The organism is Cohnella yongneupensis (assembly GCF_042655785.1).
In the GTDB taxonomy this organism is placed as follows: Bacteria; Bacillota; Bacilli; order Paenibacillales; family Paenibacillaceae; genus Cohnella; species Cohnella yongneupensis.
Window position 1 is genome coordinate 1 of the sequence record NZ_JBHSNC010000069.1, and the last position, 592, is coordinate 592.

Below are 592 nucleotides of genomic sequence, written 5' to 3' on the forward strand. Positions count from 1 at the left end.
CAACATCTTCGTCCGAAGCAAACGCGCAGGTGAGCGCGTGATGGAATCGGTTGTCCGCTTCGTAGAGGGGAAGCTCAGACTGAAAGTGAATCGGGATAAAAGCGCAGTAGACCGTCCTTGGAACCGAAAGTTTCTCGGATTTAGTTTCCTTACCAACAAAGGTGCGTCGATTCGAATCGCCCCGAAGAAACTGGAACAACTGAAGGAACGCGTAAGAGAGATAACCTCGCGCACGCGAGGAATCTCAATGGAAAGCCGATTGAAAGAACTCAACCGCTATCTGATGGGGTGGATTGGTTATTTCCGGTTAGCATCCGCGAAGACACATTGCGAACGTCTAGACGAATGGATTCGCCGAAGGCTACGTATGTGCTTATGGAAACAATGGAAGTTACCAAGAACCAGACTTCGAAACTTACGTGCTCTAGGTGTACCGGAATGGGCGGCAAGAATGACGGCAAACGCCAGACGAGGATGTTGGGAAATGTCCCGAAACATAAATAACGCCCTTAATCGCTCCTACTGGAGCGACCAAGGGCTATTGAGTCTGACAACTCGTTATCTTGAGACTCGTTAACCTTTAGGAACCGCC

General features: G+C 49.7%; 1 protein-coding gene. It reads left to right on the plus strand.

The genetic code is table 11. The features are described from left to right. Positions 1-577: group II intron maturase-specific domain-containing protein (locus ACFPQ4_RS24735; protein WP_378114627.1), on the plus strand; the 577-nt coding region annotated here is incomplete at its 5' end. Between the last annotated feature and the right edge of the window lie 15 nt (positions 578-592).